The organism is Nocardia sp. NPDC004860 (genome assembly GCF_040609015.1).
In the GTDB taxonomy this organism is placed as follows: domain Bacteria; phylum Actinomycetota; class Actinomycetes; order Mycobacteriales; family Mycobacteriaceae; genus Nocardia.
Map to the genome: position 1 here is coordinate 213,171 of NZ_JBEXJI010000010.1, position 25,907 is coordinate 239,077.

Annotated in this window: 25 protein-coding genes; 9 read left to right on the forward strand and 16 right to left on the reverse strand. The window is 68.3% G+C overall.

The genetic code is table 11. The features are described 5' to 3' along the window. Window positions 1-99 precede the first annotated feature (99 nt). Entirely contained in the window at window positions 100-1,932 is a 1,833-nt protein-coding gene (locus ABZV44_RS20750) for an acyl-CoA dehydrogenase (RefSeq protein ID WP_354838412.1), read from the forward strand. Window positions 1,933-1,937: 5 nt separating this feature from the next. Further along, window positions 1,938-2,165, forward strand: a complete 228-nt coding sequence (locus tag ABZV44_RS20755) for a hypothetical protein (RefSeq protein WP_354838415.1) — start codon at window positions 1,938-1,940, stop codon at window positions 2,163-2,165. Window positions 2,166-2,299: 134 nt separating this feature from the next. Here the strand turns inward: ABZV44_RS20755 and ABZV44_RS20760 are convergent, their stop codons facing one another. The 8 genes from ABZV44_RS20760 to tsaA form a co-directional block, all read right to left on the reverse strand. Next, window positions 2,300-2,956 carry a TetR/AcrR family transcriptional regulator gene (locus ABZV44_RS20760; protein WP_354838417.1) on the reverse strand — a complete coding sequence of 219 codons (657 nt, stop codon included), beginning with the start codon at window positions 2,954-2,956 and terminating at the stop codon, window positions 2,300-2,302. Window positions 2,957-3,076: 120 nt separating this feature from the next. Beyond that, a complete protein-coding gene (locus ABZV44_RS20765; RefSeq protein ID WP_354838420.1) occupies window positions 3,077-3,805 on the reverse strand; it encodes a rhomboid family intramembrane serine protease in 729 nt (242 codons plus the stop codon). A 204-nt stretch (window positions 3,806-4,009) separates the two neighbouring features. Then, window positions 4,010-5,284 carry a dihydrolipoamide acetyltransferase family protein gene (locus tag ABZV44_RS20770; protein WP_354838422.1) on the reverse strand — a complete coding sequence of 425 codons (1,275 nt, stop codon included), beginning with the start codon at window positions 5,282-5,284 and terminating at the stop codon, window positions 4,010-4,012. Window positions 5,285-5,299: 15 nt separating this feature from the next. Next, a complete protein-coding gene (locus ABZV44_RS20775; protein ID WP_354838425.1) occupies window positions 5,300-6,283 on the reverse strand; it encodes an alpha-ketoacid dehydrogenase subunit beta in 984 nt (327 codons plus the stop codon). Between the two features lie 19 nt (window positions 6,284-6,302). Further along, window positions 6,303-7,451 (reverse strand): pyruvate dehydrogenase (acetyl-transferring) E1 component subunit alpha, encoded by a 1,149-nt coding sequence (pdhA, locus tag ABZV44_RS20780; RefSeq protein WP_354838427.1) that lies wholly within the window; start codon window positions 7,449-7,451, stop codon window positions 6,303-6,305. Window positions 7,452-7,462: 11 nt separating this feature from the next. Then, on the reverse strand, window positions 7,463-8,920 hold the full coding sequence (gene lpdA, locus ABZV44_RS20785) for a dihydrolipoyl dehydrogenase (protein ID WP_354838430.1): 1,458 nt from the start codon (window positions 8,918-8,920) through the stop codon (window positions 7,463-7,465). Between the two features lie 179 nt (window positions 8,921-9,099). Further along, a complete protein-coding gene (locus tag ABZV44_RS20790; protein WP_354838433.1) occupies window positions 9,100-10,302 on the reverse strand; it encodes a helix-turn-helix domain-containing protein in 1,203 nt (400 codons plus the stop codon). Window positions 10,303-10,351: 49 nt separating this feature from the next. Continuing rightward, entirely contained in the window at window positions 10,352-10,954 is a 603-nt protein-coding gene (tsaA, locus tag ABZV44_RS20795) for a tRNA (N6-threonylcarbamoyladenosine(37)-N6)-methyltransferase TrmO (protein WP_354838436.1), read from the reverse strand. 115 nt (window positions 10,955-11,069) lie between these two features. Between tsaA and ABZV44_RS20800 the strand changes: the two genes are divergently transcribed. The 3 genes from ABZV44_RS20800 to ABZV44_RS20810 all read left to right on the forward strand — a co-directional run bounded on the left by ABZV44_RS20800 (window position 11,070) and on the right by ABZV44_RS20810 (window position 12,818). Continuing rightward, the gene (locus ABZV44_RS20800) at window positions 11,070-11,936 is read left to right on the forward strand and encodes a sigma-70 family RNA polymerase sigma factor (RefSeq protein ID WP_354838438.1); all 867 of its coding nucleotides are present in this window, start codon (window positions 11,070-11,072) and stop codon (window positions 11,934-11,936) included. A 136-nt stretch (window positions 11,937-12,072) separates the two neighbouring features. Further along, the gene (locus ABZV44_RS20805; RefSeq protein WP_354838440.1) at window positions 12,073-12,243 is read left to right on the forward strand and encodes a hypothetical protein; all 171 of its coding nucleotides are present in this window, start codon (window positions 12,073-12,075) and stop codon (window positions 12,241-12,243) included. A 119-nt stretch (window positions 12,244-12,362) separates the two neighbouring features. Next, window positions 12,363-12,818, forward strand: a complete 456-nt coding sequence (locus ABZV44_RS20810) for a hypothetical protein (protein ID WP_354838442.1) — start codon at window positions 12,363-12,365, stop codon at window positions 12,816-12,818. 36 nt (window positions 12,819-12,854) lie between these two features. Here the strand turns inward: ABZV44_RS20810 and ABZV44_RS20815 are convergent, their stop codons facing one another. Next, entirely contained in the window at window positions 12,855-13,826 is a 972-nt protein-coding gene (locus ABZV44_RS20815; protein ID WP_354838444.1) for a hypothetical protein, read from the reverse strand. Window positions 13,827-14,034: 208 nt separating this feature from the next. Next, complete coding sequence (locus ABZV44_RS20820) at window positions 14,035-14,895, reverse strand: tyrosine-protein phosphatase (protein WP_354838447.1); 861 nt, start codon at window positions 14,893-14,895, stop codon at window positions 14,035-14,037. A 671-nt stretch (window positions 14,896-15,566) separates the two neighbouring features. Between ABZV44_RS20820 and ABZV44_RS20825 the strand changes: the two genes are divergently transcribed. Both ABZV44_RS20825 and ABZV44_RS20830 read left to right on the forward strand, forming a co-directional pair. Beyond that, window positions 15,567-15,986, forward strand: coding sequence for a VOC family protein (locus ABZV44_RS20825; RefSeq protein WP_354838450.1), 420 nt, complete (start codon window positions 15,567-15,569; stop codon window positions 15,984-15,986). A 93-nt stretch (window positions 15,987-16,079) separates the two neighbouring features. Then, window positions 16,080-16,328 (forward strand): hypothetical protein, encoded by a 249-nt coding sequence (locus tag ABZV44_RS20830; RefSeq protein WP_354838453.1) that lies wholly within the window; start codon window positions 16,080-16,082, stop codon window positions 16,326-16,328. Between the two features lie 183 nt (window positions 16,329-16,511). Here the strand turns inward: ABZV44_RS20830 and glnA are convergent, their stop codons facing one another. Further along, complete coding sequence (glnA, locus tag ABZV44_RS20835; protein ID WP_354838455.1) at window positions 16,512-17,948, reverse strand: type I glutamate--ammonia ligase; 1,437 nt, start codon at window positions 17,946-17,948, stop codon at window positions 16,512-16,514. Between the two features lie 450 nt (window positions 17,949-18,398). Here glnA and ABZV44_RS20840 point away from each other — a divergent pair, with 450 nt between their 5' ends. After that, window positions 18,399-18,929, forward strand: coding sequence for an RDD family protein (locus ABZV44_RS20840; protein ID WP_354838458.1), 531 nt, complete (start codon window positions 18,399-18,401; stop codon window positions 18,927-18,929). A 226-nt stretch (window positions 18,930-19,155) separates the two neighbouring features. Next, window positions 19,156-20,043: an alpha/beta hydrolase-fold protein gene (locus ABZV44_RS20845; RefSeq protein WP_354838461.1), complete on the forward strand. Its 888-nt coding sequence runs from the start codon at window positions 19,156-19,158 to the stop codon at window positions 20,041-20,043. Window positions 20,044-20,154: 111 nt separating this feature from the next. Here the strand turns inward: ABZV44_RS20845 and ABZV44_RS20850 are convergent, their stop codons facing one another. The 5 genes from ABZV44_RS20850 to ABZV44_RS20870 all read right to left on the reverse strand — a co-directional run bounded on the left by ABZV44_RS20850 (window position 20,155) and on the right by ABZV44_RS20870 (window position 25,886). Further along, window positions 20,155-20,898, reverse strand: a complete 744-nt coding sequence (locus tag ABZV44_RS20850; RefSeq protein ID WP_354838464.1) for a DUF4191 domain-containing protein — start codon at window positions 20,896-20,898, stop codon at window positions 20,155-20,157. A gap of 225 nt (window positions 20,899-21,123) precedes the next feature. Then, window positions 21,124-23,319, reverse strand: coding sequence for an elongation factor G-like protein EF-G2 (locus tag ABZV44_RS20855; RefSeq protein ID WP_354838467.1), 2,196 nt, complete (start codon window positions 23,317-23,319; stop codon window positions 21,124-21,126). Window positions 23,320-23,495: 176 nt separating this feature from the next. After that, window positions 23,496-24,536 carry a lipoyl synthase gene (gene lipA, locus ABZV44_RS20860; protein WP_354838470.1) on the reverse strand — a complete coding sequence of 347 codons (1,041 nt, stop codon included), beginning with the start codon at window positions 24,534-24,536 and terminating at the stop codon, window positions 23,496-23,498. A gap of 22 nt (window positions 24,537-24,558) precedes the next feature. After that, the gene (gene lipB, locus ABZV44_RS20865; protein WP_354838473.1) at window positions 24,559-25,377 is read right to left on the reverse strand and encodes a lipoyl(octanoyl) transferase LipB; all 819 of its coding nucleotides are present in this window, start codon (window positions 25,375-25,377) and stop codon (window positions 24,559-24,561) included. Then, window positions 25,374-25,886 carry an N-acetyltransferase family protein gene (locus tag ABZV44_RS20870; protein WP_354838539.1) on the reverse strand — a complete coding sequence of 171 codons (513 nt, stop codon included), beginning with the start codon at window positions 25,884-25,886 and terminating at the stop codon, window positions 25,374-25,376. Before ABZV44_RS20870 ends, lipB begins: the two co-directional genes overlap by 4 nt. Between the last annotated feature and the right edge of the window lie 21 nt (window positions 25,887-25,907).

Consider the following 25,907-nt stretch of genomic DNA (forward strand, 5'->3'; position numbering starts at 1 on the left):
TACCAGTACGTGAATGGCGTGAATTGATACGGGTTCCTTACTTATCGGTCATTAACAAGCCATTGTCAGCCCGTTCCGTATCTCGAAAAGTGGTGACTCGTGAGCCATTACAAGAGCAATGTCCGCGACCTCGAATTCAACCTGTTCGAGGTGTTCGGGCTCGGGACCGTCCTGGACGCGGGCGCCTTCGGCGACCTCGACGCCGACACCGTGCGCACCATGCTGGCCGAAGCGGCCCGCCTCGCCGAGGGACCGGCGGCGGCGTCCTACGCCGAAACCGATCGCACGCCACCGGTTTTCGACGCGGCGGCACACGCGGTGCGGCTGCCGGAAGACTTCAAGCAGGCCGTCCGGGCCTGGTACGACGCGGACTGGTGGCGGGTGGGCAAGGCCGAGGAGATCGGTGGGATGCCGGCGCCCGCGATGGTGTCCTGGGCCATCTCGGAATTCGTGCTCGGTGCGCAACCGGCCGCCTACATGTACCTGATCGGCCCGATGATGGCCAATGTCCTCCACGGCGTCGGCACCGAGCAGCAGCGCCACTGGGCGCAGTTGATGACGGAACGGAACTGGGGCGGCACCATGGTGCTCACCGAGCCCGACGCGGGCTCCGACGTCGGTGCGGGCCGGACGAAAGCCGTTCGGCAGGAGGACGGTTCCTGGCGGCTCGAGGGCGTCAAACGCTTCATCACCGGCGCGGATTCGGACGATCTGTTCGAGAACATCGCGCACCTGGTGCTGGCGCGGCCGGAGGGCGCCGGTCCGGGCACCAAGGGCCTGTCCCTGTTCTTCGTGCCGAAGTTCCACTTCGATCCGCAGACCGGTGAGCTCGGTGAGCGCAACGGCGTGTTCGTCACCAACGTCGAGCACAAAATGGGCCTCAAGGCCTCGGCGACCTGTGAGCTGACCCTCGGCGGGCACGGCGTCCCCGCGGTCGGCTGGCTCGTGGGCGAGGTGCACGACGGTATCGCGCAGATGTTCAAGGTGATCGAGGAAGCCCGGATGATGGTGGGCACCAAGGCGATCGCCACGCTGTCCACCGGCTACCTGAACGCGCTGGACTACGCGAAGCAGCGGGTGCAGGGCGCGGATCTGACCCGCCAGGCCGACAAGACGGCCCCGAAGGTGACGATCATCAACCACCCTGACGTGCGCCGATCCCTGCTGCTGCAGAAGGCCTACGCCGAAGGGCTGCGGTCGGTCTACCTCTACACGGCCGGGCACCAGGACGCCGTGGTGGCGCAGCATATTTCGGGGGCCGGCCCGGAACTGGCCGCCGCCGTCAACGACCTGCTGCTGCCGATCGTGAAGGGTGTCGGCTCCGAACGCGCCTACCAGTATCTGGCGGAATCGCTGCAGACCCTGGGTGGTTCGGGCTTCCTGCAGGACTATCCGATCGAACAGTACATTCGCGACGCGAAGATCGACTCGCTCTACGAGGGCACCACGGCGATCCAGGCGCAGGACTTCTTCTTCCGCAAGATCGCCCGTAATCGCGGCGTCGCCCTGGGGCACGTGCTCGCCCAGGTGCGCCGGACCGCGGAAGCCGACGGTCCGCAGCAGCTGAAGCTCGCCAAGGATCAGCTGTCGGTCGCGCTGGAACAGGTCCAGGACATGGCGGGGATCCTGACCGGCTATCTGCTGGCCGCCGGCGAACAGCCCGACGAGCTGTACAAGGTCGGTCTCGGCTCGGTCCGCTTCCTGCTGGCCGTCGGCGACCTCCTCATCGGGTGGCGCCTGCTCGCCGGCGCCGAAACCGCTCTCGCCGCACTCGATTCGGACCCGGCCGAGACCGATCGCCGCTACTACGAGGGCAAGGTCGCCACCGCGACATTCTTCGCCCAGCAGGTGCTGCCCCGGCTGGACGCCGACCTCGAGGTCCTCGCCGCGCTCGACAGCGAGATCATGACCGTCGAAGAATCGGCTTTCTGACCCCGGTGCGGAGTCACGAGTGGGCCATCGTCGAGTTCGCCCTGATCTGGCAGCCGTACGGTGGCCCCACCCCCGAGGACATCCTGGTCGAGTTCGGCATGACCGAACCCGTCTTCCGCGCGAGGATCCGTGCCGTCCTCTCGGCTCGGGGAACGACGGCCGAGGAACCATTCCTCCGGCATGCGCGCTCGGCACTCTGGCCGTATCTGCGGGCGGCCGGTGTCGCGCGCTAGGCGGGTTGCAGCTGGCGGAAGGCGAGCGGGCCCACGGCCTTTGCGGCAGTGGGGCGTCGGCGAGCGTGCCGTCGAAGGCGATGATGTATTGAATCGGCGACGTGGTCGCGCCGCAGAGCCGCTGCCGGCGCAGGTCAGGAGGCGGTGGTCAGCGGCCGGTCGAAATCGATCGTCACGCCGGCGGCGGTCGCGGCCCGCTCGATGATCGCCCGCACCACGGGTTCCGCCGCCGCCACGAATTCCTCGGCCGAGCCGGGCATTTCGGCGGGCGCGGACCACCAGTTCGCCGCGCCCTCCACCGCCCCGACGATCATCGAGGCGTAGAGGGACGCGTCGACCGCCGTTGTGGCGCCGGACGATTCGATGATCAGGACGACCAGATCGGCGACCTCGGAGCGGATCGCCTGCCAATTCTCGAGCGACTTGGCTCCCGGGCTCTCCGCGTCGAGGAACAGGAACCGCGCGATCTGCGGATGGTCCACGATCAGCGCGGCGTATCCGGCGAGCGCGGCGTGCAGCATCGCCCCGGCGCTGCCCGCCGGCTGCCGGCGGACCTCCGCCAGGCCGCGCACGATATCCTGTTTGGCCTGATCCGCGATGGCGAGCGCCAGATCCGCCTTGTCGGCGAAAAACCGGTAGAGGGTGGGCTTGGAGACCTTCGCCTCTGCGGCGATGGCGCGCATGCTGGCCTGCGGCCCCTCGGTCTCGATCACGCGGATGGCGGCGTCGATCAGAGTGCGCCGCATCTCGACCCGATGTTCGGCCCATCGTTCGGTCCGGGCGTCGCCCACAATCCACCTCTCCGACCGTCTGGGATGCAACATGTTCAGCGCGAATTCACGTCTCGACCAGCGATGTTAGCAGGGCTCGAACGGCCGGCCGCGGCTCGGCATGCCCGGCGTCACCAGGCTTTACGCAGGTGAGCCCTCCGTGGAGGGGGCCGTTTCCTGGCGTCGGTGTTGACTGCCGGTGGCAGAACTGGCCGCAGCAGCGGTGCCCAGAATCAGGGCCGCGCCATGAATATTCGCAGTTGCAGCGAGCGCCAGGCCGACAAGCACGAGCAGAGCCGCTACCGGGCGGCGAAGGTCCAGACCACGCGCCGCCATCAGATTTGCGGGCCCGACCAGCAACGCGCATCCCAACACCGCAGGCAACCACGCTTGGCCTCCAAGGGTGGCGAACATGGCTGCGCTCCATAGCATTACGACGGTCAGCGACCAACGCGGCAGGCGTTCGTCCCGCCGCCACAACGCCACTGTGAGCCCTCCGGCAAGACCGCAATCGGCGATGGAGTTTCCACCGCCGACCGGCTGCCAGGCGTACGCGATGAACTCGACCACCAGCCCGATCCCGAAATACTGGAGCAGCCAACGGGACTGCGGGAGCACCTGCTCGGCAAGCAGGCCGAGCGCCAGCAAGAAGGCCAGGTTCAGTATTGCGCCGGCGAATCCGCCATCTTGCACGAACAGTGCTGTGCCTGAGCGCCACCAATCCCCATGCAGCCCTGACGGAGTCCGCTCCAGGTGCGCCAGCGTGCCGGGTACGAGCCATTGCAGGACGTTCACCACGGCCGTCACCACGAATACTCCGAAGGTCAGCTTCGAGAACCGCCGCAACCCCATGGATTCGAGAATAGGCACGCCCGAGGCTAGCCGTAGCGACGCGAAAAGCCGGATGGCGGGGACCGGCCGGGTAACCCGGTCCACGCCATCCGGCGTTCACTACCCGCCGCCGGGTGAGTACGGCTGCCGGTCGCGCGGCTTGGCATGGGTAACCGCGCGCGCCGGGTGGCGGGCGACGTCGTCCGATCCTGGATCGAGAACCGGACGGCGATCGGGGCGTGACTAGGTCACGATGCGCAGCGGATGCTCGATGAGCTCCTTCAACTGCTGCAGGAAGCGGGCCGCGACGGCGCCGTCGATGGAACGGTGATCGGCCGACAGCGTGACGCGAAGGATCTTGCGCGCCACCACCTTCTCGCCGTCCAGCTTCAGCTCGTCCTGGGCCGCGCCGACCGCGAGGATCGCGGACTCCGGCGGGTTGATGACCGCGGTGAACTGCTCGATGCCGAACATGCCCAGGTTGGAGATGGTGAAGGTGCCGCCGGACATGTCCTCGCCGCGCAGCTTGCGGTCGCGAGCCCGGGCGGCCTTGTCGCGGCCCTCGGCGGCGATGGCGGACACGCTCTTGCGGTCGGCGTCGTGGATGACCGGGACCAGCAGGCCCGCCTCGGTGGCGACCGCGATACCGATATTGATCGCGTTGTGCCGCAACAGCTTGTCGCCTGCGAAGGAGACGTTGACCGCCGGATCCAGGCGCAGCGCGGTGGCGACCGCCTTCACCAGCAGGTCGTTCACGCTGACCTTGCCGGAGCCGGTCTCCTCCAGGGTCTGGTTGATCTGCGCGCGGAAGGCGAGCAGTTCGGTCACATCGATCGCACTGGTCAGATAGATGTGCGGGGCCTGCTGCTTGGACTCGGTGAGGCGCTGGGCCGAGACACGCTGGATGGTGGTCAGCGGGATCTCTTCGTAGTCGCCGGTGGCCGGAGCGATCGCGGGAGCCGGGGCGACCGGAGCCGGGGCGGCAGCGGCGGGCGCGGCCGGAGCGACTGTGCTGCCCGCGTTTTCGACATCCTGCTTGGTGACGCGGCCGCCGGGGCCGGTGCCGGTCACGGCAGCGATGTCGACGCCGAGTTCCTTGGCGACCTTGCGGGCCAGCGGCGACGACTTCTTGCGCTCACCGGACTCGGCTGGAACCGCAGGGGCACTGCCGCTTCCGGCGGTCGGAGCCGAATTCGCCTGCGCGCTAACGGTCGTCGCGGTCGGAGCCGGAGCCGGAGCCGGAGGGGCAGGAGCTGCGGCCGGGGCCGGAGCCGACGCCCCGCTGCCGTCACCGAGAATCGCGATCGGCTCGCCGATGGCGACGGTGGTGCCGGGCGCGGCGATGATCTGCTCGAGCACGCCGTCCTCGTAGGCCTCGAGCTCCATCAGCGCCTTGTCGGTCTCGATCTCGGCGAGGATCTCGCCGGCCTTGACCTGGTCGCCGACCTGCTTGAGCCAGGCCGAGACGATGCCCTCCTCCATGGTGTCGGAGAGCCGGGGCATGGTTACTTCAGGCATGATTCCTTCCGGTTCTCAGCGTCGCTTGCCCACGGCGGCAAGGGTTTCGAGGGCGGCCCGGTAGAGGGAGTCCGGCGACGGGAGCGCCAGCTTCTCCAGGGGCTTGGCGTAGGGCAGCGGCACCTCGGCCATGGCCACCCGGCGCACGGGGGCGTCGAGGTAGTCGAACGCGCCGTCGGAGATGGAGGCCGCGACCTCCGCGCCGATGCCGTAGGTCAGCCAGTCGTCCTCGCCGATGACGGCGCAACCGGTCTTCTTGACCGAGGCGACAATGGTGTCGCGGTCCAGTGGCCGCAGGCTGCGCAGGTCGACGACCTCCGCCGAGATGCCCTCCACGGCAAGCTTTTCCGCGACCTGGGTGCACACGGTGGCCATGCGCGAGTAGCCGATGAGCGTGATGTCGGTGCCCTCACGGGTGACCGCGGCCTTGCCGATCTCGGCGGGCGGCAGGTCGTCCGGCACCTCGCCCTTGGTGTTGTAGAGCGAGAGGTTCTCCAGGAACAGCACCGGATCGTCGTCGTCGATGGCGGCCTTGAGCAGCGCCTTCGCATCGGCGGGCGTGCTCGGCGCGACCACCTTCAGGCCCGGCACGAACGCGTAGTACAGCTCGATGTTCTGCGAGTGCGTCGCGCCGAGCTGCTGGCCGCCGCCACCGGGGGTGCGGATTACCATCGGCACCGACGTCTGCCCGCCGAACATGCCGTAGATCTTGGCGGCGTGATTGACGATCTGGTCCAGCGCCAGCAGCGAGAAGTTGATCGTCATGATCTCGACGACCGGGCGCAGGCCCAGCATGGCGGCGCCGATGGCCGCGCCGACGAAACCCTCTTCGGCGATCGGGGTGTCACGCACCCGCTTCTCGCCGAACTCGGCCAGCAGGCCGGCGGTGATCTTGTAGGAGCCCTCGAAGACGCCGATCTCCTCCCCGATGAGGAGGACGTCGTCGTCGCGCCGCATCTCCTCGCGGAGGGTCTCGCGCAGCGCTTCACGGTAGGTCATGACAGCCACGGTGATGTCCTTAGGCGGTGAAGAGCGGATCGCCGGGCAGGCGATGGGAATCGCCCGCGACCGGGGTCGCGTAGTTGTAATCGAACAGGGTGGCCGGGTCCGGGTGCGGGGACTGATCGGCGAAATCGACCGCGGCACGGACGCGTTCCTTGACGTCGGCCTCGATGGCGGCGGCCGAGTCCTCGCTCAGCACGCCCGCGTCGAGAAGACGGTTGTGCCACAGCACGATCGGGTCGTGCTCGACGGCGGTGGAGACGGCGTCCTCGCTGCGGTACTTGGCCGGGTCGACGACCGAGTGGCCCTTCAGCCGGTAGGAGACGGCCTCGAGCAGGGCGGGCTTGCCCTCGCGGCGGGCGGTCTCGATGAGATCGCTCGCGACCTCGCGCACGGCCAGCACATCGGTGCCGTCCACGCGCTCACCCCGCATGCGGTAGGACGACGCCCGCTTCCACAGGTCCGGTTCGGCGGAGGACTTCTCGACGGTGGTGCCCATGCCGGTCTGGTTGTTGATGACCAGGAACACGACGGGCAGGTTCCACAGCGCCGCGATGTTCAGCGACTCGTGGAAGGCGCCGATATTGGTGGTGCCCTCACCCATCTGGCACACCACGACGTCGTCGCCGCCCCGGTAGTCGATGGCCAGCGCCGCGCCGATGGCGAGCGGAACCTGGCCGCCGACAATGGCGTAGCCGCCGAGCAGGCGGGTCTCGGTGTCGTACATGTGCATCGACCCGCCCCAGCCCTTGGAGGTGCCGGTGGAGCGGCCGTACAGCTCGGCCATGACGCGGCCGGGCTCGATGCCCTTGGCCAGCGCGTAGCCGTGCTCGCGGTAGTTGGTGAACAGATAGTCGTTGGGGCGCATGGCCTTTCCGACGCCGACGACGGTGGCTTCCTCACCCAGGTTGAGGTGGCAGTAGCCGCCGATCTTGGCCTGCTGGTAGGCCTGCGCGGTGCGCTCCTCGAAGCGGCGGATGAACAGCATGTCGGTGTACAGCTCGCGTAGCGTGTCCGCATCCGCGCCGCCGAAATCGGCTCCGCCGAGCAGGTTTTCCGATACGGCTACGTCGGCGGCCTGGTCGGCCGGGCGGGTCGCCTTGCGCGCCGTCTTGCGCGGCGCGGCGGTGGTCTTGGTCAGCTCCGCTGAAGTGGTCGTGGTCATGACGGAACTCCTCAACGCTTCCGGGGCGGCGCGACGTGGACCGGCAGGCCCAGCCCGACCAGGGCGGCCTCCATGCCGATCTCGCCGAGGGTGGGGTGGGCGTGAATGGTGTCGGCGAGCTCGTCGAGGGTCGCCTCCAGCGAGATCGCCAGGGCCCCTTCGGTAATGAGATCGCTGGCCGACGGGCCGATGATGTGCACGCCCAGCACCTCCTGGTGCTGCCGGCCCGCGACGATCTTCATGAAGCCTTCCTGATCGCCGAAGGACTTGGCCCGGCCCAGTGCCGCGAACGGGAACTTGGCGGTGATGACGTCGTGGCCCGCGGCTTTCGCGGCGTCCTCGGTGAGGCCGACGCCGGCGATCTCCGGGTGGGTGAAGGTCGCGGCGGGGATGACGTTGTAGTCGATGTGGGCGGCGTGGCCGGCGATGGTGTCGGACGCGACCAGGCCCTGATGCGAGGCGACGTGCGCGAGCAGCGCCTTACCGGTGACATCGCCGATGGCGTAGACGTGCTCGACAGCGGTGCGCAGCTGTGCGTCGACGGGGATGAAACCCCGTGCGTCGGTGTCGATTCCGGCGACGTCCAGGCCCAGCCCGGCGGTATTGGGGCGGCGGCCGACGCCGACCAGCACCACGTCCGCGGCGAGCTCCTGCGCCTGCGGGCCGCCGACGCTGACGGTGAGGCCGGTGCCGCCCTGGGCGATGGCGGTGACCGTCGCACCGGTCAGCACCTTGATGCCGCGCTTGGTGAACGAGCGCACCAGGGCGGTGCCGATCTCCTTGTCCTCCAACGGAACCAGGCGATCCTGCATCTCGACCACGGTGACATCGCTGCCGAACTCGTGGAACAGGTTGGCCCACTCCGCGCCCACCGCGCTGCCGCCGATGACGACCAGGCGCTTCGGCACCTCGGTGAGGCCGAACGCGCCGTCGGAGGTGATCACGCCCGGCAGGTCCGCGCCCGGAATCGGGAGCACGGCCGGGATCGAACCGGTGGCGACGATGACATCCTTCGCGCTCACGGTCCGGACGGCGTTCGCGGTCGGGGCGGCGGCGTAGCGCGGGCCGCCCTCGAAGATCGGCGACGGCCCGGCCTCGACCACCTCGACCGTGGTCGGCGACGTGAAACGCGCATGGCCCTCGATGACGGTCACGCCATTGGCCTTCAGCAGGCCCGCGACACCGTCGGTCAGCTCCTTGACGATGCCGTCCTTGCGCTGCCGCACCGCGGCGTAGTCGAAGCGCAGGTTATCGGCGTAGATGCCGAAATCGGCGGCGTGCGCGATGGTGTGGAAGACCTCGGCGGAGCGCAGCATGGCCTTGGTCGGGATGCAGCCCCAGTTCAGGCAGACGCCGCCCGGGCGTTCCTTTTCGGCCAGGGCCACTGTCAGGCCCCGCTGGGCGGCGCGGATGGCGGCGACGTAACCGCCCGGACCGCCGCCGATCACCAGAAGATCGAATTCCGGCACTCGTGGTGCTCCTCGTTCTCGATTGCTCTCGTAACCCGCCATCGGTTGTGATGCGAGTCATTCCGATCGAGTCTGTCGGTCACCAAATGCACAATCAATGCACTGGAAGCCCATATATGACACGGCGCGGCTGGGCGCAGAGCACAATTTGTACCCGTGAGTAGCGGGCTTTCGGCGGCTCAGTCGCGGTCGGCGCCGGCCAGTCCCAGAGCGGCCAGGGCGAGGGAAAGTTCCAGGTAGGCCCGCTGCCCCTCGAGCGGGCGGCCGAGCAGCAGGGTGATGCGCTGCAGCCGGTTGATGACCGTGTTGCGATGGCAGTGCAACTTCGGCGCGGCATTGGCCGCCGAGCAGTTCTCGGCCAGCCAGACGGTCAGTGTGCGGAGCAGAATGTCGCGCTCCTTGGGCGGCAGTTCCAGTACCGGGCCGAGGGTGCGCGCGACGAGCAGATCGGTGAGATCGGGGGAGCGCAGTAGCAGCGCCTCCGGGTAGCGCTCGTCCAGCGAAACCAGCAGCCCCTGCTCATCGCCGGGCGCGGTGTCCAGCGCGAGCATTGCCAGCCCGTGTGCGGTATCGATGCCCGCCAGGCCCGGAACCGCCGGCGAGACCCCTGCCCGCCCCCGGATCAGCGGCCGAAGCTGGTGCAGCACAGCCGAACTCGCGCGATGCTCGAGCGAGACCAGCCCGACCGTGGAATCGACCCGCTCGTGCCACACCGACCGGATCCCCGACGCCCCCAGCGCCGCCTCCGCACCCATGTGCAGCCGCGGCCCACCCTCACCGCGCGCCACCACCACCAGGTACGCCCCGTTCGCGGGCAGATTCAGCTCGCGTCCCGCCCGAGCGGCGAAGGTGGCGTCGTGCGCCCGGCCCGCCAGCAGATCCTCGATCAGCGAATGCCGGCGCCGCTCATCGCTGCGCACCCGGTCGAGTTCGGTGTTCCGGTACGAGGTGACCAGCGCCGACGACATGCCGTCGACCACCGCCCACATCGCCGAACCGACCTGTCGGGTCTCCGCCGAACCGATGTCATCGGCCTTGTCCAGCAACGCTTCCCAGACGATCTGGCCGCCCAGCCGGAAGGTCCGCAGCATGGCCTCCAACGGCACGCCCTGCTCGGCCCGCCGCCGCCCGATGGCCGCGGCCACATCGTCCCCGTCCGGATCCGGCGGCTGCCCGCCCAGCAGATCCAGGATCCGCGTCAGATACCGCCGGCACCCGTCCCGCAGGTCCGCCCGCGGCACCGCCGTGTAGTCCGTCCACCCCGGATTGTCGGTGAAAATGGCCGCGATCAGCTGCTTGGTCAATGCGGGCACCTCGGCCTGACACGCCGCGGCCAGCCGCTGCGTGCCGACCGCCGGGATCGGATGCCTGGGTGCCGCCATGACCCTCAACCTACGCCGGGCCCGCGCCCACCCGCCCGAGCCGGGCCGGTCAGCGGGTTTCGATGCCGCCCAGGACCGGCTTGATGTCGAGGACGGGGGTGCCGTCGATGGCTTCCAGGCCGGCTACGCCGAGGACCTCGGGAGACACCGTGGTGATGGTGACCTCGTGCAGGCCGATCGGGTTGGGGCGGTCGGGGGAGCGGGTGGCGAAGACGCCGGTGGGCGGCCGGGTGCGGTCGCCGCGGGGATGGACCGCGAGCACATCGCGGCTCCCGGCGTGCAGCCAGGTGAGCAGGACGACGCGCATGCCCGGGTACAGATCGGCTGCGGCCGCGGCGAATTCGGGGGCGAGGACGATATCGGCGGGTGGGGCGTCCTCGTCGGCCTGGCGCGGTGCGCCGGTGCGGTCGGTGAGCGGGGAACGGACCCGGCCCACCGGTCGCACCTCGAAATGTTCGGGGTTGTCGGAGAGTTCCGAGGACACGATCGTCTGCTCCTTCCACCGTGGCGACGCGGCGGCTATGCCGTGCGGGTCGAGGCCGACGTTCCGGCCATTGCCGTTATAGCCGACGTGGTGGGTGGCGTCCATGATCGGATCCTCGCCGCGGGCCACGGTGAACCGGATCTCGACCCCTCTGAGCTGGTATTTCATCGACGCTGTCACATTCGGCCCGGTTGCTCGGTCGTGGAGGTGTGGGCCCCGATTTTCCGGACGCGCCCGCACGGTACGGATGGACCGACCGGTCGTGATCGAGGAGACTTCGGCAATGGGCAACGAGCGTGACGAACTGGACCTGGTGGCACGGGAATTCGAGTTGCAGCGCGGCCGGCTGCAGGCGCTCGCACAGCGCATGCTGGGCTCCTCCGCCGAAGCCGAGGATGCCGTCCAGGAGGCCTGGCTGCGACTGAGCCGCTCCGAGACCGACGGGATCGACAATCTGGCCGGCTGGCTCACCACCGTCGTCTCCCGCGTCTGCCTGAACATGCTCCAGTCGCGCGGTACCCGGCGCGAGGACGCGCTCGCGGACTACGACGCGCCGGAAGCCACCTTCGGCCCGGAACAGGAAGCGCTGCTGGGCGATTCGATCGGCGCCGCCCTGCTGGTGGTGCTCGACACCCTGACCCCCACCGAGCGGCTCTCCTTCGTCCTGCACGACATGTTCGCCGTCCCGTTCGAGGACATCGCCCCCATTCTCGGCAAAACCCCCGCCGCCGCCCGGCAACTCGCCAGCCGCGGCCGGCGACGCGTGCGCGGCGTCGACGAGATCGCCGTCGACCGCGAACGCCAGCAGGAAGTGGTCGACGCCTTCCTGACCGCGTCCCGCGGCGGCGACTTCGCCGCCCTGCTGGAACTGCTCGACCCCGACGTGGTGGTGCGCGCCGACGCCATCGGCGTCACCATGGGCGCGGACCCCGAAGTCCGTGGCGCACAGGCGGTCGCGACCACCTTCGCGGGCCGCGCCAAGGCCGCCCGCCCGGCCCTCATCGACGGCCTCGCCGGCCTGGTGTGGTCGACCGGCGGCACCCCGCGCGTCGTCTTCGACTTCACCGTCGTCGACGGCCGCATCACCGCCATCGAAATGCTGGCCGACCCCGATCTGCTGAGCGACCTGAATCTCGAAATGCTCGGCTGAAGAGCGGCCGTCGGGGAATCGTCAATCCGCGCGCCGGCGAGCAAATATTCACGAGAGATTAACGGCCACACCGATGTTCGATGGGCAGAATGAATTGTCGAACATCTCACCCGGCGAGGGGAGTGCAATGAACGCAATGGCCGCTCCGGCGCCGGCCGCGTCGATTCCGGTCTCCGACTCGATGTCGCGGCGGGTGCGGGAATTCTTTGCCCGCCAGCTGCTCCCGTCGTGGGAAATCGACGAGCGAATGCTGGCCCGCACACCCCTCGCCGTACTCGGCCCCGCCCCGATGCCCCACCAGCGGTAAGCCGATCACCCGGAAACCGCGACGGTCCTCCAGTCGACGCCGCCGCGGTTTCCGCTGATCGGACTGGGCGCCACGGTTTTTCGCCGACGCCGTGTTTTGACGGCGTATGATCGGCCGCGATGGGCACCCGGAGCCAGCCCCTGCAAGTTGTCACAACCGACTGGGACGTGTTTGTGCACGGCCTGGCCGGCTGCCTTGCGAAACTACCCTCCCGCGCCACCGTCATCCTCGCCGCCACCGGCAATCGCTATGTGCAATTCCAGCAGTTCGACATCAAACTCTCCGCCGAACTCACCGGCAATTACTATCTCGCCGAACCGATTTCCGAGACCGCCCACCGTCTCCTGCGCGAGCTGGGCTGGACCGCGCCCACCCTCCAGCACGAAATCGAGAACTGGCGCCGCACCATGCACTGGCCGATCACCCGCACCGGCTTCGAGGACCTGGCCCGCTCGGCCGCCCGCGGCCTGCACGAGGCCCTGGGCGTCCCCACCCCCGACGACCTGCGCGCCACCGGCTGGACCGAGACCACCGCCCTGGACCTGTCCGCGTTCGCCGCGCCGCCCCGCCGTTGATCTGGCCGCGGGCGGGGCATGCCCGGCGCTTCCGGTTCACTCGGGCCAGGTGGCGCGACCCCAATTGATCAGGGACACCATGTCGTCGCCGCTGACGAGGGCATGGTCGAGATCGCCGCCGTCGCTCTCCGCAGCCGCTACGACACCGCACAGCCGGACATGGCCGTCGTCGAACCAGGAGAAGAAGAGCCCACCCGCATTGCCGGGATCGAGGCTCGCCTCGGCCTCGATGTACCAGCCGTTGTCGTCTTCGTGATCGTGTTCCACGCTCTCGTTGATTCGTACCGCTGGACGCGTCCCGCCACCCATGTCGGCTGGGTAGCCGATGCTGTGCCAGACCTGCAGCCCGCGCCAGTCGTCCGCGAACGAGGTGGCGCCCAGGAACCCGAGCTGATAGCCCATGGGCTCGAACAACCGGCACAGCATGAAGTCGTGCCCGGCGCCGTATTCGGTGTCGCGCCCGGCGTTGTAGTGCGCCAGATCGCTGACATCGCTCGAACCGAACGGCGCGTTCGGATCGGCGCCGCTGTCGAAGTGCGGCGAGAAGGTCATCCACCAGCTGCCCCGGGCGATGCTCTCGCTCGGCCGCAGCTGGTCCGCGGTCAGCACGAGCCGGGCGCCGACCAGCACGCCGGATCCCGCCATGCCGTCACTGGTGGTGACCCGCCCGGTCAGAATCCACGGCCAGGTGTGGTCGGTCAGCAGGTGCCGGCCGTGGCCGGAAGATACGGACGGCGGCCGGCAGTCGCCGGTGAGTCTGCGCGAATGCGCATACAGTGCAACGGTTTCCGTGTGTGGGCGGGTATGAACCGGCATATCCTTCGGCAGGAATCCGGCCAATTGCTCCGGTGCGTGCTCGCCGCGTCCCCGGCGCGGCAGTGCGACCACGCCGCGACCGGTCCGCTGTGGCGTCGTCGCGGCTCCGGACCGACCGCTCCGCTCGAACTCGCCCGCGCAGGTCTCGAACTCCGCGGCAGTGAGCCGTCGGCGTTCCGAGAGACGCTTCATGGTGCATCCCTCCCGAAATGAGTGACGAACAGGGTTGTGACGACTACGATCCTGCGCCGAACCGGTCGCACCGACACGGGTAGCGCGATACCCGAATCGGGCGGCTGCTGCTACTCGCGCGGATCGGGCCGCAACCCGGCCGCGAGCCGCTCTCCGGATGACCGGAGCCCCGCCGCAGCCGCTGCGACGGGGCTCGGCTGTGGTGAGCTCAGCCCACCAGGTTGTGGTGCAGGCGGACGATGGTGCCGGCGTCCAGGCCCAGGCCCTTGGTGAGGAAGTGGTCGAAATCGCCGTACTGCTGGTTCATCTGGTTGACGGCGGTGTCCAGGTACTCGTCACTCACTACCTGCAGCGGGATCAGCAGGTCGGGGTTCTGCATGATCCCGGCCGCCTTCAGCTGGGCCCGCTGGGCGGCGTCGGCCGCGGCACGGTACTGGTTGGACAGCAGGTAGTCCTTGCGCGCGATGGTCTCCGGTACACCTACCGCGCGCAGCAGCACATACGTCATCCAGCCGGTCCGGTCCTTGCCCGCCGTGCAGTGGTAGAGCGTCGCCCCGCTGGCGGCCGCGATGTCCTTGATGGTCTGACCGAACTTGGCCACCGAATCCGCGCTCAGGAAGCTGACATAGGCGTCCTTCATCATCTGCTCGGCCTTGCCGTCCCCGAGCGCGGCCTGCTGCTGCACCGGATCCTTGGATCCGATGGCCTGCGCCATCTTGATGTACATGCCGCCGTCGTCGATGGGCCGCGCCACCGCGGTCAGCCCGGCCGGCAGCCGGTCCGCACCCTGCGCCTGCACCTCGGCCTGCGTGCGGAAGTCGATCACCTTCTGAATGCCCAGCGTGCCCAGCTTCTGGACATCGGCATCGGTCAGCTTGTTCAGCGCATCGGACCGAATCACCTTGCCGGACCGCGTCGGATCCCCGGTATAGGTGACATACCCGCCCACATCCCGGACATTCACCGCCCCCTGCAGCGTGATCTGAGTGGCATCCGCCCGCATGATCGGCGCGGCCACGGCCGTCGGCAGCCCTCCCACACCGAGCACCGCGGCGGCGAGAGCAGTCACAGCGAACACTGAAACACGAAGTCGTGCAAAATGTTTGGTTTTCACAGCCCGGGACGCTAGGGGTGCTTACGCGTCCCCCGCAGTCCTACCCACGGTTCCTCCCACCCACCGAACCTCCCGCCCCACCCACCGGGACCACGCCTGGACCATCATCAATGCCTTTGTGTCCCAGTAAATCTCACGCAATCATACGCGAATTTCCTTGCCTGCAGCGTCCGGAAGAGGCCGGGCAGCGGCTCGAAAAAGGACGGAGCCCCAACCGCGATGCGGTTGGGGCTCCTGAGATCGCTTGCGACCCGAAGATTTACACGTCCAAGTACAGCTCGGGCTGCCACCTCGGCCTTTGCGGTTGTGGCCACGTTGTACCAGTGGGCTGACCCGCGGGTTCCCTGTTGACGGTTGTTGATGGTTCGAGAGGGTTCCCGAGGCGCGTAGTGGGAAAGGCCGGGCTTGGTGTTGTCGCCAGCGCGACCAGCCCCAGTTGTGGTCGGCACCCCACCTGGTTGCTCCGCTGGCCGACACGGCAACGAAGACCTCAACACCAGGCAAAACCCGCTCACTACCAGCGAAGACAGGCACTACATCACAAAGTGATGCTGGGGCTGGGTCGGGTACTATGCATCGGTCGAGACTGTGACCGCACCCGAGCTGCAAGCTAGAGGAGGCGATCCATGACTACTTCACAACAGTTCGAGTTTCCCCCGCGCGACGGTTTCGTGGTCACCCATTTCCTCGTCGTCTCCGACCAGGACAGATCGCGTGACTACTACCGGACTGTGTTCGGCGCCCAGGTTGTGCACGACCGTGACCCCGTCATCCTGCAGTTGGCCAATACTTGGCTGATCCTCAACGACGGCGGCGGTCCGACAGCGGACAAACCGACCGTAACCCTCACCACCCCGCAAGACCCCGACACGGTCAGCGCCTTCCTCAACATCCGCGTCGCCGACATCTACCGGTCGCAGCGCGAATGGACCGCCCGAGGTGCGGATTTTCTGACAGAACCGGTCGACCACCCTTACGAACTCCGCGCCTACATCCGTGATCCCGACGGCCACCTCATCGAAGTCGGCCAATCGAAGGGGCTCTGAACGTGCCTGCGGGACTGCCGCATACGGCTTCAGCTTCCGCTGGAGGTCGGTGACGGCCTCGAGGCACCGCGAATAGTTGACCGTCGAGGTCAGTTGAACAACGACCTCAGCTCGTTCAGCCGCCGCCTCGATCTCATTGCGCTGCAGGAAGGCGGTAGCCATCGCGGCCTGGCCGAGGCCGCCCCTTCGTGCGCGCCGCTGGTCCAGGCATTCCTGAATCGAGCGGTCAGCGAAGCGGTCAATTTCGTTGGGCTGACCGAGGTCCCGGAAGACCTGCGCAGCCTCACCGAAGAAACTCCGCTGTCTCCTCGGTGTCCTGACTGTCTCCTTATCGCGCAGTAAGGACACAGCAGTGTCCACCCGAACAGACGGGTGGACACGCCCAGGAGACGGGGCGGACACAACGGGTGACAGGCAGGACACACGAAGCGGCGGTGGCCATCATCGAACGATGGCCACCGCCGCTTCGTTTTGCGTCTACTACGTACCGTACGCCCGAATCAGGCGTATACGCGCAGGTCAGGCTTAGACGTCGAAGTACAGCTCGAACTCGTACGGGTGCGGCCGCAGGTTGACGGGCGCGATTTCCTGGGTGCGCTTGATGTCGATCCAGGTCTCGATCAGGTCCTCGGTGAACACGCCACCCTCGGTGAGGTAGTCGTGGTCTTCCTCGAGGCGGTCGATGACCGACGCCAGCGAGGTGGGGGCCTGCGGGATGTTCTTGGCCTCCTCCGGCGGGAGCTCGTAGAGGTCCTTGTCGACCGGGGCGAGCGGCTCCAGCTTGCGCTTGATGCCGTCCAGGCCGGCCATCATCATGGCGGCGAAGGCCAGGTACGGGTTACCCGAGGAGTCCGGCGCGCGGAACTCGATGCGCTTGGCCTTCGGGTTCGAGCCGGTGATCGGGATGCGGATCGCGGCCGAGCGGTTGCGCTGCGAGTACACCAGGTTGATGGGGGCCTCGTAGCCCGGCACCAGACGGTGGTAGGAGTTCACGGTCGGGTTGGTGAACGCCAGCAGCGACGGGGCGTGGTGCAGGATGCCGCCGATGTAGTGACGCGCCAGATCCGACAGGCCCGCGTAGCCGGACTCGTCGTGGAACAGCGGCTTGCCGTCCTTCCACAGCGACTGGTGGGCGTGCATGCCCGAGCCGTTGTCGCCGAAGAGCGGCTTCGGCATGAAGGTAACGGTCTTACCCTCCTGCCACGCGGTGTTCTTCACGATGTACTTGAACAGCTGCAGGTCGTCAGCGGCGCCCAGCAGGGTGTTGAAGCGGTAGTTGATCTCGGCCTGACCGGCGGTGCCGACCTCGTGGTGGCCGCGCTCCAGGTCGAAGCCCGCGTTCTGCAGGTTGGTCGAGATCTTGTCGCGCAGGTCGACGTAGTGGTCGTACGGGGCAACCGGGAAGTAACCACCCTTGTTGCGGACCTTGTAGCCACGGTTCGGGGTGCCGTCGGCGTTGTACTCGGCGCCGGTGTTCCAGGAGCCCGAGATCGAGTCGATCTCGTAGAAGGCGCCGTTCATGGCCGAGTCGTAGCGGATCGAGTCGAAGATGTAGAACTCGGCCTCGGCACCGAAGTAGCAGGTGTCGGCGATGCCGGTCGAACGCAGGTACTCCTCGGCCTTACGCGCGATGTTGCGCGGGTCGCGGGAGTAGGCCTCGCGGGTGAACGGGTCGTGCACGAAGAAGTTCATGTTCAGCGTCTTCGCGGCACGGAAGGGATCGATCCGAGCAGTGCTGTAATCGGGCAGCAGCAGCATGTCCGACTCGTCGATCGACTGGAAGCCGCGCACCGACGAACCGTCGAAGGCGAGGCCCTCTTCGGCGAGATCAGCGGTGAACGCCTTCGCCGGGATCGAGAAGTGCTGCTGCACACCGGGGAGGTCGGTGAACCGAACGTCGACGTATTCGACCTCCTCCTCCTTGATGTACTTGATGACCTCGTCGGCCGTGCTGAACGCCACTTAGTACTCCTTACGGATCGGTTCCCAGCCAGTGGTGACTGCATGGGTTCGTCGCGACCACACGGTATGGACGCGGTGTTTCCCTGCAATCAAGGCTGTGTTTCGCCAGTGTTACACGCACTGCTGGCCGGGGGTTCGGCGGTGCCCCCGGGTTCGCGAAGACGCCGCAGCGGTCGCCGAGCAATGCTCGACCAGCAGGGACATCCTGCCACCGACCTGCCCGAAGCGACTGTTAAGACTCTGAAAAATCAGGGGAATTGCCAACTCCAGCCGGGCCATCGTGACAATCCTCACCGTCCGGCATCCACCTGGCAATCTCGGATGCCGAGCGATCGCGCGTCTGTCCGGAACCGGGTGAACAGCTAGGACGCACCCATATATGGTTCCGTCCTCGGACCCCGACCGGCAGGGGCGCGAAACCGGCCCGCCGACGCCGCATAAGCTGGGCCCATGGCTCGTATCACCGGCTCCTGGCTGTCCGGACCGAACGCCGAATCCGGAGACAACCCGCCCGGTGACTACCAGGGCAAGGAACTCGGCCTGCCGCCGTCCGGACGCGGCGCGCTCGCCCCCTTCACCCGCCGCGTCCTGGCGCTGCTCGTCGACTGGTTCATCTCGATGGGCCTGGCCGCGATCATCGTGCGGCCCGATGCCGAGCACATCATCTCGAAGATGACCATTCCGAAGGGCCAGCAACCGCCCTCGCACTTCGAGGTCATCACCCAGGCGCTGTCGACGCCGACGCTGCTGGTGTGGTTCGTGCTGGGGATCGCCGCGGTCACGCTGTTCGGCTTCACGCCCGGCCAGTACTTCCTGAAGCTGCGGGTCAGCCGGGTCGATGCCGAGGCGCCGGTCGGTTTCATTCGCGCCCTGGTCCGGCAACTCATCCTGCTGTTCGTCATCCCCGCCCTGTTCACCGACAGCGACGGCCGCGGCATGCACGATCGCGCCACCGGCACCGCCCTCGTCTACAGCCGCTGACCCCCGCCGCGGACTTCCGCGCGGATTGATTCGAAACCCAGCACAGTGCGTGCGTCGGCCTGCGCCGGGCCTGTGACCTGCGATGCTGTTGGTGCAGTGTGCGACAGGACGTTGCCAAATGTTCACCGCAGTTTGCTTTGGATCGGTATGGTGACGGCGATTTGCCGTGACGCAGCCGCCAGGCTGCCGTCGGGCAGATAGCTGATGTTGTGCTGATGGAGGATCGATGGTCGAGGGCTACCCGGCTGCCGCGTGGAGAATCAGCCGGCGGTCCCTGTTCGCGACCACCGGGCTGCTCGGCCTGGCCGGCGCGTGCGCGGCCGTCAGCGCGGGCGGTAATGCGGCGGTCGACCCGGCGGAGATCGGGCAGACCGCGGCCGGCATCACTCCCGTCGTCCGGGTGGAACGGGTCTACTCGGCCGCCCGCCGCCGCGACGTGGACCTGGTCACCATCCTGCCGCCCGGCGTCCCGACCGAGAACCTGCCCGTGTCGCTGCTGCTGCACGGCCTGCACGGCACCGCCCGCACCGCGGCCGTCGGCAATATCGGCGACGTGCTGGCCGCCGGCGTCGCCACCCGGCTGTCCCCGGCCTTCGGTTTCGTGGCCCTCGACGGCGGCGACAACTACTGGCACGACCACGGCACCGGCGACGATCCAATGTCCATGCTGCTCAACGAGGTTCCCGGCTGGCTGGCGCAGCGCCGCCTGGGCGCACCGGGCGGCCTGCCGTTCGCCTGCACCGGCACCTCCATGGGCGGCTTCGGCGCGCTGGTGTACTCGCGCCGCCGCTTCGAGCAGGGCCGGCCGCTGAACGCGGTTGCCACCATGTCGCCGGGGCTGCTCACCTCGTGGACCGAAATGGCCAAACGGAACGCCTTCATCGACGCCGATCAGTGGGCGGCACTCGACCCGCTGCGCAACCTCGACAAGGCGGGCCCGGCCCCCGTCGGCGTGTGGTGCGGCGACCGTGACCGCTTCATCGAGGGCTGCCGCCGTTACATCGCCACCGCCCGCCCCGAGGTCGGCCTGGTCACCCCGGGCACCCACGCCGACGAGTACTGGCGCACCGTCACGCCGGACGTCGTCCGCTTCCTCTCCCGCTACGTCGGCTGATCTTCCGCTACGACCCCGCCGGCGCGAGAGCGTCAGGCCTTGTGGCCGAACGCATTTCGAAACGAACGAGGCCCACGTCCTGGGGACGCGGGCCTCGAAGGTTCCGGTGGGTCAGCGGCGGCGGATGCTGCGCTGCACGCCACGCATCTTGGCGCCGCTCGGCAGCGGGCCCTTGGGGAGCGCCGGGCCGCCACGGGTGGCCAGCGCGGACAGCCGGCCCTCGATGAGGTCCATGCGCTTGGCGTCGATATTGCGGGGAAGCTTGGTCAGGTAGCGCTGCAGTTCCTTCAGCGGCACCTGGTCCTGCTCGTTGCCGATCACCACGTCGTAGATCGGGGTATCGCCGACCAGGCGGGAGACCTTCTTCTTCTCCTGCGCGAGCAGGGATTTCACGCGCTGCGGCGAACCCTCCGCGACCAGGATGACACCGGGCAGGCCGACCACGCGGTGCACGGCGTCGAGCTGGGTGGTGGCGGCGACGCCGGGGGAGACGCGCCACTTGCCCTGCAGGTTGTCCAGCACCCAGGCGGCCGCGCCGGCCTGACCCTCGGCCTTGGCGTACACGTTCTTCTGGACCCGGCGGCCGAAGATGATGAACGCGGCCAGCGCGCCCAGCAGCAGACCGATCGGCAGCAGGAACCACTGCAATCCGAAGATCAGGCCGATCACCAGGAACAGCACGGTCACGCCGACGAAGGCGCCGATCATCAGCGGCAGCAGCAGCTTGTCTTCCTTGCGCTGCATCTGGAATGCCTGCCAGAGTTGCTGGCGGCGCTCCTTCGACGCCTGTTTGCGCGCCGCCTTCGCCGCGGCCTTCGCTTCCTTCGACGGATTACCGCCCTTGCCTGCTGCCATGGCGTCCAGCTTAATGGCCGGGGACACCCGGTTCGCGACGGGATCACCGGGATGACGAGCGGTCGGTACCGCTGTAGCGGCGTTCGTCTCACCCAGTGGGATCGGTGGCAGCCGGAACGACCGGCTTGCTGGACAGAATACGAACCGGTGGGTGTGCCGCTCGGTCATCGGCCACCCACCGCCCGCGCGACCTCGCCGGGTGGCTCGGCCCACCAGGCCCCGGATTCAGCTCGCGCTCTTGGCCTTGTCCCGCATCGACTCCGCCAGCTGGGTGGGCATGGCCTCGTGCCGCGCGTAGGCACGGGTGAAGGTGGCCCCGCCGTGCGCCAGTGAACGCAGGTCCACGGCGTAACGGCTGAGCTCGAGCTCCGGCACCTCCGCGCGAATCGCGGTGCGCCCCAGCCCGACCGGCTCGGTGCCCAGCACCCGGCCGCGACGGCTGGACAGATCGACCAGCACCGGTCCCACGTAGTCGTCCGAAACCACCACGTGCACTTCGGATATCGGCTCCAGCAGGTTGATGCGCGCCGCTCCGGCCGCCTCCCGCAGGGCCAGCGCCCCGGCCATCTGGAAGGCCGCGTCGGAGGAGTCGACCGAGTGCGCCTTCCCGTCGAACAGCGTCACCCGCACATCAACGAGTGGATATCCGGCCGCCACACCGCGCGCGGCCTGAGCGCGCACGCCCTTCTCGACCGACTGAATGAACTGGCGCGGAACGACTCCGCCCACCACCTTGTCCACGAACTCGATCCCGGACCCCTCGGGGATCGGCGCCACCTCGATTTCGCAGATGGCGTACTGCCCGTGCCCGCCGGACTGCTTCACATGCCGCCCGCGCCCGGACGCCGGGGTGGCGAAGGTCTCGCGCAGCGCCACCCGGTGGTCGATGACATCCACCTGCACCCCGAACCGGGACCGCAGCCGTTCCAGCGCCACATCGCGATGCGCCTCGCCCAGGACCCACAGCACCAGCTGATGGGTGTCGGGGTTCTGTTCCAGCCGCACCGTCGGATCCTCGGCGACCAGCCGGGACAGGCCCTGCGAGAGCTTGTCCTCGTCGGCCTTGCTGTGCGCCTTCACGGCCACCGGCAGCAGCGGATCGGGCATGGACCACGGCTCGATGATGAGCGGGCAATCCTTGGCGGACAACGTATCCCCGGTCTCGGCGTGCGACAGCTTGCTCACGCACACGATGTCCCCGGCGATGGCCTGCGGCAGCGGCCGCTGCTGCTTCCCGAACGGCGCGGACACCCCGCCGACGCGTTCGTCGGCATCGTGGTCACCGTTGTCGCCCTGTCCGTGCCCGCACACGTGCACGGTGTCGTCGGCGTGCAGGGTGCCCGAGAACACCCGCACCAGCGACAACCGGCCCACATAGGGATCGGAGGCGGTGCGGATCACCTCGGCGGCCAGCGGCGCGGCGGGATCGCAGGCCAGCGCGGCGGCCTTGCCGCCGGACCCGGTCGCCGACACGGGATGTTCGGCGGGCGTGGGGAATCCGCGCGTGATCAGATCCAGGATCTCCACCGTGCCGAGCCCCTGCCGCGCGCCCTCCGGCGGCGGTGCGGCGATCAGCACCGGATGGAAACTGCCGCGCGCCACCGCCTTCTCGAGGTCCGTGACCAGTGTGGCCAGGTCGATCTCCTCGCCGCCGATGTAGCGGTCCATGAGGGTCTCGTCCTCGCTCTCGGCGATGATGCCCTCGATGAGCCGGTTGCGTGCCTCCTCCAGCTGTTCCCGCTGCTCCTCGGAGGCTGGCGTTTCCACGCGTTCGCCGGTGGCGTAGTCGTAGACGTGCTGGGTGAGCAGTTCGATCAGCCCGGTCACCGGCCGGTGCCCGTCGGCGCCCTTGGGCCCGTACACCGGAAGATGCAGCGGCAGTATGCTTTCCGCCCGCCCGCCGCCCAGAATCTGGCGGCAGGTCTCGGTCATGTCCTCGAAGTCCGCGCGCGCGGTGTCCAGATGGGTGAGCACGATGGCGCGCGGCATGCCGACGCGCGCACACTCCTCCCACAGTGCCAGCGTCGCCCCGCTCACGCCCTCCACGCCCGCGGCGGCGGAGAGTACGAAAAGGGCCGCGTCCGCCGCTCGCAGACCGGCCCTGAGTTCCCCGACGAAATCCGCGTAGCCGGGGGTGTCGAGAAGATTGACCTTGACGTGGTCCCAGCCCATCGGCACCACCGACAGTTGCACGGACCGGTGTTGTCGCTGCTCGATGTCGTCGTAGTCCGAGACGGAGGTACCGTCCTCGACCCGCCCGGCCCGGAGTACCGCCCCGGCCGCCACGGCGAGCGCCTCCACCAGCGTGGTCTTTCCGGACCCGCTGTGCCCTACCAGCACCACATTCCGTATATCGGCCGGCCTTTCGGCCACGACCACCCTGCCGTTGACACCTTGCGACGTCGTCGTTCGCTCGACCATGGCTCGCTCCCGGGGTCGATCAATGCGGTCCTTCGAGCTTCCCACCAGCGCCGCGCACGCGTCCACGAATCGACCGAACCGATTTGGATGGCGCGCCGATACCCGGCGTTCACCTGGCGAGGTGCCGCAAAACGACTGTGGCCCGGACGGTGCGTCCGGGCCACGAATTCGGTCGGCTAGGAGCCGAAGCGCGCCAGCACGCTGGTCGCCTCCTGCGCCGCGCTGCCCTCCTCGGCGAGATGGGCCATCTCCGGAGAGATCTCGCGACCGTGGTGGCGCATGGCCTGGGCGTACAGGCGACCGGCACGGTAGGACGAGCGGACCAGCGGACCGGCCATCACCCCGGCGAAGCCCATGGCCTCGGCGGCCTTGGAGTGCTCCACGAACTCCTCCGGCTTCACCCACCGGTCGACCGGGTGGTGGCGCGGGGAGGGCCGCAGGTACTGGGTGATGGTGATGATGTCGCAGCCCGCCTCGTGCAGGTCGCGCAGGCCCTGGGTGACTTCCTCCGGGGTCTCGCCCATGCCCAGGATGAGGTTGGACTTGGTGACCAGACCGGCCTCGCGCGCGGCGGTGATGACCGCCAGCGACCGCTCGTAGCGGAAGGCCGGCCGGATGCGCTTGAAGATGCGCGGCACCGTCTCCAGGTTGTGCGCGAGCACCTCCGGGCGTGACTCGAAGACCTCGGCCAGCTGCTCGGGCACGGCATTGAAGTCCGGGATCAGCAGCTCGACGCCGGTGTGCGGGTTGAGCCGCTTGATGGCGCGCACGGTCTCGGCGTACAGCCACGCGCCACCGTCCTCGAGGTCGTCGCGCGCGACGCCGGTGACGGTCGAGTAGCGCAGCCCCATGGCCTGCACGCTCTCGGCCACGCGCCGCGGCTCGTCCCGGTCCAGGGCGGCGGGCTTGCCGGTGTCGATCTGGCAGAAGTCGCAGCGGCGGGTGCACTGCTCACCACCGATGAGGAAGGTGGCCTCGCGGTCCTCCCAGCACTCGAAGATGTTGGGACACCCGGCTTCCTCGCAAACCGTGTGCAGCCCTTCGCGTTTCACCAGACCCTTGAGCTCGGTGTACTCGGGTCCCATGGTCGCGCGGGTGCGGATCCACGAGGGCTTGCGCTCGATCGGGGTCTCGGCGTTGCGAGCCTCGATGCGAAGCAGCTTGCGGCCATTGGGTGCGGCCGTGTTATCGGATGCCGGGGTATCGACAGAGGTCACTTGGTTCACCCTACGCTCATGATCATTCGGCCTTGGCGGGCACGGTTCGCGGCACCACCGGGAGCTGATCGGTCGTCGATGCGGGAAGCGGTTCCGGGCATTCGGCCGACGCCTTCACGCAGTGGGAGATGGTGTGGTCGGCCACCTTCAGATCGCCATCGAGGGCGCGCGCGATCGCATCGGCTGCCAGCGGACGCACCTCGTCGACGGTGACCTCGCGCCCGAGTTCGCGGCTCAGGGTGGTGACCCCGGCATCGCGAATCCCGCACGGCACAATGGCATTGAAGCCGTCCAGGCTGGAATTGCAGTTCAGCGCCATGCCGTGCAGGGTGACCCCGCGCTGGACGCGCACGCCGATGGCCGCGACCTTGCGCTCGGGCTGGGACTCCGTCGCCGGCACCCACACGCCCGAACGGCCTTCCACCCGGCCGGTTTCCAGTCCGAGCTGTGCGCAGACGGCGATGAGCGCTTCCTCCAGCCGGCGCACGTAGGCCACCACGTCGACGGGCTCGGCCAGCCGGATGATCGGATAGCCGACCAGTTGCCCAGGTCCGTGCCAGGTGATCTTCCCGCCGCGGTCCACCTCGATGACCGGGCTGCCGTCCAAGGGCAGATCCTGCGGCTCGGTGCGCCGGCCGGCGGTGTAGACGAAGGGGTGTTCCAGCAAGAGCAGCCGGTCCTGCCCGATGCCGTCGGCGCGTTCGGTGGCGATGGCGCGCTGAAGCTCCCAGGCTTCCTGATAGTCGATGAGGCCCAGATTTTCGACGGTAAGGGGTGTGCCGTCGAAGCGGGCCGATACCGCGCTGGGTAACGGTGCGGTGGCCGTACTGCTCGTGCTCACGGCTGCGACGTTACCCCTTCATCGAGAACGGTTTGCATCAGTGTGAGATCCATCCAGCGGCCGAACTTGTGCCCGACCTCCGGCAGTTGCCCGACGATCCGGAACCCGAATCTCTCGTGCAGGGCGATCGACGTGCGGTTACTCGACTCGATCGCGGCGATCATGGTGTGCACGCCGCCCTGGTGCGCCCGAGCCAGCAGCTCGGTCATCAGCGCCGTGGCGACTCCGCGCCGCTGGAATATATCTGACACGTACACCGAGTTCTCGACAGCGAACCGGTAGCCGGACTTCGGCCGGAACTGCCCGTAACTGGCGTACCCCGCGACCTTGCCGTCGATCTCGGCCACCAGCACCGGATGTCCGGCTCCGGTCCGCGCCGCGAACCAGGCCTTGCGCTCGTCCAGGTCGGCGAGTTCGGTATCCCAGATGGCGGTGGTCTCGGCGATGGCGTTGTTGTGGATCACCAGGATCTCGGGGAGATCGCTCTCGCGCGCATCCCGCACCAGCAGGTCGGACGGATGATTGGTCAC